This is a genomic window from Thiomicrospira cyclica ALM1 (genome assembly GCF_000214825.1).
Taxonomy (GTDB): Bacteria; Pseudomonadota; Gammaproteobacteria; order Thiomicrospirales; family Thiomicrospiraceae; genus Thiomicrospira; species Thiomicrospira cyclica.
On sequence record NC_015581.1, the window covers coordinates 422,940 to 429,811 of the forward strand.

Genomic DNA, 6,872 nt, shown 5'->3' on the forward strand with positions numbered 1-6,872 from the left:
CTTCTGTTGCCAGCGTTACCAGAATAGTAGCGCAAAAGTTAAAAGACTCATAATAGTAGCAAGCTTTCTAGATAAGGTCACGTACTTGCACGCACTTACTCAGTTTTTGTTCAAAAGCCGTGCGCATTAGTTCAAAGTTTTCATAAGGCCAGTCGACCAGAATTTCAAGGCGGTTATCTAAATACCAGGCCTGGTCACTGAATTCGACTCCAGAGGGGCTCCATTGTACCGCTTGCCAATCCTTACCAGTGCGTAAGATGCCTTTAAGACGAAGCAGGCCTGCTGGCGGTTGCGCCATCATGGTTTTTAGAGCCGAGCGTGACCAGAGTTGTTCGGGTTGACCATGCCAGCTTAATAGACTAATGTCACCAGCTTTAAGCTGGGCTGAAATGATACCGGGAATGATGGAGTTGACCGGCTCGCTGGTCGTGCCCAATTGTGGGCTGTTGGGTTCGTTAAGCAGGTGAAAACTTGGCGCTTTGCGCGCTGGTTGCCAAGGGTTCCAGGAACGGCCACTCTTGTTATCTGACGAATCAGGCCAACCTAGGTGAACCGGTTTGTTTGCGCTTAGCTGTTGCTGTAACCAGGCCTGCTGTTGCTTCGCTTGCTCAGTCGCAAGTAGATCGGCTTTGGTGAGAATGATGTGGTCAGCTAGGCTGAGCATATCGCGCAATAAATCAGACCGCTGGTAATAGGATTCAGAAAACTGCGTGGCATCCACTAGGGTAATAACCTGGATGATTTTAAATGTGGTATGAAGTTGTTGTTGATTAAAACGACGGATAGCACGAATAATGGCGGTTGGATTAGCCAATCCACTCGGTTCAATAATTAGGCGATCTGGATTTGTCTGTTTTGTTAACTGTTGCAGTTGTTGTACAAACAGATGTTCCGCCGTACAGCAAATACAGCCACCAGCCAATGGCGTGATAATGACCCCACTCGTTGCTAAACGAGGCGCGTCAAGATTTAGTTCACCAAAGTCATTGAGCAGAATGTGCCAGGTTTCAGTGGGTGCCTCTTGTTGTTTAGTTTGAATAAGTTGGCGAAGCAGTGTGGTTTTACCACTGCCAAGTAATCCCGATAAGATTAATACTGGCAGGGTTATTGGAGCAGCTTGTTGAGCCGGTTTAGTCGGTGAAAAGATCATGGCCTTCGAGCAATTCATTGACCAGCTGTTCGCGCTTGAGTTCGAGACCTAAGCTGGCACAGACACGGCGCGCATCGCGATAGGCATTGTATAAGCAGGTGGTTGCCCCAGGTGATGGCGTCATATTAAAAATCAGATTTTCACCGTCAGGAGTAATACTGGCTTCGCCTAACTTTAATTGCATGCTGGTTTTATCAATCACCTGCGGGCGTAAGCCACCCACCCCTTCGGCAAACTGTAAGTCGTCGAGTTGCAGGCCGGGTAAAATTTTGCGCGCATCTTTTAAAAATAACTTCTTACGAACTCCGGGAATCTCAAAGGCAAAATTACGGAAAATATAATTGCGAATATCGCTGTCTTTCATCAAATCCCAAAAGACTTTGGTGACTTTGAAATCCAACTTAAGGCTTTTCCAGAACTCCCAATAGGTGCCGCCGGTGTAACGCTCCAGTTTGGGTAGCATCAGTGCGGTGGGACCAAAGCGGGTTTTATTAGGTTCGATAAGATCTGGATCACCGTGTAAAGCGGCAAACGGAAGTTTATCGTTTTGAATGGTATAAACCTTGCCATTGAGCAATTTTGGGGTGTAATAGAAACTGCCCGCCATAGGCAGAATAGACAGATCTAGACCATGACCCAGTTGGTTGGCGAGTAATAGGCTATGCGCCCCAGCCGAAACCACCACATAACGGGACATAAAAGTGCCCTGTGGGGTGGTGATTTCATAGTGGTCGTCAAACTTTTGAATTTTTTGTACTTGGGTACTTAGGTGAATGGCAATATCTGCGGCGTGTTTTCTAGCGCTAGCAATAAAGGATTTTGCAATCAGTCCATAGTTGACCGCGCTGTATTCATCGGTACAGCCAGAGGCGAGAATTTTTTCAGCACGAGGTTGGCCGTTGACTAAGGCAACATGGGGTTCCACCTCTGCAATTTTGGCGGCATCCCAAAGTTCCATGTATGGGAAGGTTTCAGCAAATTCTTCATGGCGTTTAGCGAGCTTTTCACATTCCTCATCACCGACCGCTAGGATCATTTTGGGAAATTTAAACAAGAAGTCGTTTTTTTCAACCTGCTTGGCGTAGTGCACCAGCATATTGGCTTGGCGTTTCACTTGCCCCGCTTTCGCTAAACCATAGTTGGTTTCGATGTCGCCACAATGCAGGGTTTGGCTGTTACTACGCGCATTTGAGTTAACCGCCGCTAAATTGCCATATTTTTCTAATAGAGCAATTGATTTGATGTTGGAATAGCGCGCAAGCGTATAGGTGAGTGCGCAACCCGAAATGCCACCGCCAACGATGACCACGTCAAAAACACGTTTTTTCATGGAACTTCACAAGATAAATGAATGATGTTTAATTATAGAATATTTTTGGTTTTCTCAAAAACTATTTACAGTTGAGTCGCGGGTTAACGAGATTGGTTGAACATATCGAGCATTCGAATGAGGGTTCTTTGTTGTTCAAGATTGAACGTTTGCCAAAGTTGGTTGAAGCGATTGAGTAGCTCATTGGACTCAAACGATTGGTAATAGCTATTATCTTCGGCAATGGCTTGAATCGCTTGAATGGGTTGGCTGTTTTCAGTACCCAATAAAAACCAACTAATATCTGTTTGTGTCGCGTCGGCAACGCGTTTTAGTTGTGCCGCTGTAATTTTGCTTTGTGCCCGCTCGTATCGAGAGAATTGTTGTTGTGACACGCTAATGCATTCAGAAAGATCGTCGGCACTTAACCCAAGCTCACGTCTTCGTCTTTGAATTTGTTTGCCAATAGTAATATCAATGTCACAGATAGCGGGTTTTGCCATTAGAGTATCGCCTATGCACAGTAAATTTTTATATTGGTATCCTTTTCTTGGAAGTTGAAGATTCTCTTATGAGTAAAAAATAAAAAACCCACCTTTAAGTGGGTAAGGGTGGGTTTTTTATTGTCTTAAATGAGTAAAGGGTAATTTTTACGGGCTTGGATTGGGGTAGCGCTGGTGAATCGTTTCAATTGCGGATAAAGCTTCATCCGTTAATGTAATCTGATGACTGACCATATTCTCTGCTAGCTGCGTTAAGGTGGTGGCGCCGATAATGTTGCTCGTAACAAAAGACCGACTATTCACATAGGCCAAAGCTAAATGGGTCGGGGTGAGTCCTAAGTCACCGGCGAGGTTAACATAGGCCTCGGTAGCGGCATCAGCTTGAGGGCTAAAATAGCGGTCGAATCGGGGGAATAGAGTAATCCGCGCCTGCTCAGGGCGCTGTCCGTTTAAATATTTACCGGTTAAGACCCCAAATGCCAGCGGTGAGTAGGCTAGGCAATCGACCTGTTCTCGGTAAGCCAGCTCGGCTAAACCTATTTCATAGGTACGGTTCAGCAGATTATAGGGGTTCTGAATCGATACCGGCTTGGGTAAACCCAATTGCTCACAAAGCCCAATCACCTTCATCGCGCCCCAAGGCGTTTCGTTGGATAGGCCATAACTGCGAATTTTGCCTGCCTTGATTAAATCACTGAGCGTGCGCAGGGTTTCAACCAAAGGCGTTAGGTGTTGCTCGGGTTCGGAGGGCGGTGTAAAGCCAAGCTGACCAAAGTAGTTGGTGTGACGCTCTGGCCAATGCAGTTGGTAGAGATCCAGGTAATCGGTATTGAGCCGAGTTAAAGAGGCTTCGAGTGCCTCTGTAATCGTTGTTCGGGTAAAGCGGGTTTGACCTTCGCGAATATGGTTCACAAATTCACCAGGTCCGGCAATTTTACTAGCTAGAATGACTTGGTCGCGGCATCCGTGTTGTTTGAAGTACTGGCCAATAATTTGTTCTGTTGCGCCATAAGTATCCGGTTTAGGGGGCACGGCATAGAGTTCGGCGGTGTCCCAAAAATTGACCCCCTGTTCAAGCGCATAACCCATTTGGGCAAAGGCATCCGCTTGGGTGTTTTGTTCGCCCCAGGTCATGGTTCCTAAACAAATTTTGCTGACTTGAATGTCACTATTACCCAGTGGTCGATACTCCATGGCTTACTCCTTTATTGCGATTGCCGGTTAATTAATGTCAAGTGCGTAGGGGCGTAAACTCGCCATATCAATATACTGTAACAGGGCTTGGTCGGTGGCTGCAAAGCGAATCTTGGGTGCCAGGCCTGCTTGATAGGCTTCAATCCAACGTAGTGCACATAAACACCAAAAATCACCGGGCTTTAAGCCAGGAAAATGGGGTTGAATGGGTGTTGATAGGTCGTTGCCCTGAGCTTTGGAAAAATCAAGGAAATGCTCGGTCATTTGTGCGCAAACCACATGGCGGCCTCGGTCATGTTCATCGGTTCGGCACAAACCGTCGCGATAAAAACCGGTCAAGGGCATGTGTGAGCAGGTTTGGAGTGGTTCGCCTAATAGGTTCTGTTTCATTAATGTTTGTCCTAAGTTGTTTGTCTAAATGTTGATGGTTCTATTGTTGAATAAACAATTATTCGTTTAGCAAGCGTTTAACTGCCGCGACCGGTTCCGGCTCATCCCATTCAATCCCTCCAATAAGCGCGTAGCGAATTTGACCTTGGCGATCGATGAGATAAGTGGTGGGGTAGGCTGAGATTCGCCAGGTTTGAATGGCGCTGCCGGTGGGATCAAGCAAAATTGGAAAGTTTACTGGGTTATCGGCTAAAAATTGGGCAAAATCTTCGCGTCTTTCGGCCAGGTTTACCGCCAAAATTTCAAAATCTTTATCGTTAAACTGCGTTTTTAATCGCGCCATTGATGGCATTTCATATAAACAAGGTGGGCACCAGCTTGCCCAAAAATTGAGCAGGATAACTTGTCCTTGATAGTCACTGAGTCGATGCGGGATATCCTCCAGGTCGGTCAGTAAAAAATCGCGCCCTTGCTCACCGCCATAAGGCTGTAAACGATCGGTTGTTGCTGGAGGAGTGGGGAATGTTGCAAGTTCATTATGATGGATTGGCGCGCTTTGCCGATCTGTGTTCATGAGGGGGATTAAAAGCTGGCTAGCACGGGCAATCTGATCAACGAAATGAAGGGTTGCTTCGTGTTCCAACTCGATGGCATCGGGTCGAAAGTAAAATCGGTCACGCAGACCTCTAAGCAATTGCGTATAAACAGTACTGCCTTGTTGCTCCAGTTGGGTGCGAAGTTCTGCTAATTGCCAGCGCCAGGGTGATAGTTCCGCTTGTAGGATATAAATGGGCAGATTGGTGGCCGCAACACTCGGAACATAGCGCGGTTCATCACCGGGTTGCGGCGTGCTAACAAACAAATCGGGGTTGATGAGAATCAGCCCGATGTGGTTTTGGGGGCTGGATTGCAGGTCGTGCAATGCATCCAGTGCCGGCACGGCGGCTCGATTGGGTGCGACAATAAAACTAGGGCGTGGCGCAGCGTCCATCAAACTCAGCCAGAGGTCCGCAGGCAATTCTGCGAGGTTATCGCGACTGACCTCAACCATCAGGCTATTAAAAAAGTCGGGTAGGATGCTGTCAAAACCGCGTTCAGCCAGTGCTTGCGCGAGTTGGATTTCCTGGTCAAGTCGGCCATATTCGGACGGTAGCCAAATCAGCTGCCCTTGGAAGGCTGTTTGAGCGGTAACTTTGGCTGGAATGAAGGTCGTTTCTATTTGGTGTTGCGCAGACCAGTCTGCAATCGCTTGCGGCATGGCCAACGCTGGTTTGATAAACAATACCAGACTGCAACTCAGTAAGAGTTGGATGAGCAGGCCTGTTGTACGCGCTGGTGTCATGAATTCCCTTTTATTTGCTTACGGGTGTTAATCGTGTAGTCGTTTGATTTTAGGGGCAAGTGTTTACTGTGGCAAGGTCATCTAGTGCGTCTAGTGGCACAAAAATCCACCCTTCTGACCAAGGTGTTGCCGTTGGTGGTTGTGCGAGTCTATCCGGTTGGCTGGCCAAGGTTGCTGCAACAAGAGCGCAATAGGCGGCATCATAAATATCCCCTGGTTCAGGGCGGGTCTGCTGCCAGCGAATCTGGGCAAAAGCCTGTTGTATTTGCGGCGATTTTTTCGCCACACTTGGATAGGCTTCGAATGCGTTGAGCCGCCCGGTTGGGTCTTGCCAAATGCCACAGCTTGCTTGATACGGGGTGATTTTGGCTAACAGATGACGCCCTTTGGTTGCTTGGCTACCAATCATATCTTTAATGGCGGAAAGAGGGGTGTGGCCCTGGCGAATAAGCCAGCGTTCGGTGGCGCGATACAGGTAAGGATTACTGGCCGAATCTTCGATTTGCCCTGCCGCTTTAAAGTTAGTCAGCAGTTCTTGCCAGGCGACTGAGGCACCCAATGGCGTATCAATCCCCATAAAAATTGGGAAGGGGTGTTGCTCAAAAAAGTCGTTCGGGAGTACGAGCAATTGTGCAATCTGCTGTAACCAGGCCTGCTGATCATCGGCACGATTAATAACCTCGCGTAAATTACCGCGCCAGCATTGACCGACTTGATGATGGTTAGCATCAAGTAGGATTAGGGCATCGCGGCTGGTTGGATTTTTATCACAATTCCAACCACCGACATCCCAGCCAAGTGCGAAATAGGTCATGGATTTTTATCTCGTAAGAAAATATAGGCACCATTTTACAGGTGCTTGATTAAATTGAGCTTCTATCTGTCAGAAAATATCAGATTTTCGGTGTTTGCTTTCGCATAAAATTAAAATCGTGAAAATATATTAACTCGTTTTAAATTATTAAATAAGCTGAGTAACCCATT

At 47.2% G+C, this 6,872-nt stretch carries 7 protein-coding genes; all 7 read right to left on the reverse strand.

Translation table 11 applies throughout. The features are described 5' to 3' along the window. Window positions 1-67 precede the first annotated feature (67 nt). Window positions 68-1,168 carry a CobW family GTP-binding protein gene (locus THICY_RS01745; protein WP_245534968.1) on the reverse strand — a complete coding sequence of 367 codons (1,101 nt, stop codon included), beginning with the start codon at window positions 1,166-1,168 and terminating at the stop codon, window positions 68-70. Beyond that, window positions 1,131-2,480, reverse strand: coding sequence for an FAD-dependent oxidoreductase (locus THICY_RS01750; protein WP_013834897.1), 1,350 nt, complete (start codon window positions 2,478-2,480; stop codon window positions 1,131-1,133). The genes THICY_RS01745 and THICY_RS01750 overlap by 38 nt, the downstream gene beginning before the upstream one ends. An 83-nt stretch (window positions 2,481-2,563) precedes the next feature. Then, on the reverse strand, window positions 2,564-2,962 hold the full coding sequence (locus tag THICY_RS08575) for a helix-turn-helix domain-containing protein (protein ID WP_013834898.1): 399 nt from the start codon (window positions 2,960-2,962) through the stop codon (window positions 2,564-2,566). Between the two features lie 147 nt (window positions 2,963-3,109). Then, window positions 3,110-4,156 carry an NADP(H)-dependent aldo-keto reductase gene (locus THICY_RS01760; protein WP_013834899.1) on the reverse strand — a complete coding sequence of 349 codons (1,047 nt, stop codon included), beginning with the start codon at window positions 4,154-4,156 and terminating at the stop codon, window positions 3,110-3,112. Window positions 4,157-4,183: 27 nt separating this feature from the next. Beyond that, entirely contained in the window at window positions 4,184-4,546 is a 363-nt protein-coding gene (locus tag THICY_RS01765) for a DUF2237 family protein (protein WP_013834900.1), read from the reverse strand. Window positions 4,547-4,604: 58 nt separating this feature from the next. Beyond that, window positions 4,605-5,888 (reverse strand): TlpA disulfide reductase family protein, encoded by a 1,284-nt coding sequence (locus THICY_RS01770; protein ID WP_013834901.1) that lies wholly within the window; start codon window positions 5,886-5,888, stop codon window positions 4,605-4,607. 49 nt (window positions 5,889-5,937) lie between these two features. Next, window positions 5,938-6,702, reverse strand: a complete 765-nt coding sequence (locus THICY_RS01775) for a hypothetical protein (protein ID WP_013834902.1) — start codon at window positions 6,700-6,702, stop codon at window positions 5,938-5,940. Between the last annotated feature and the right edge of the window lie 170 nt (window positions 6,703-6,872).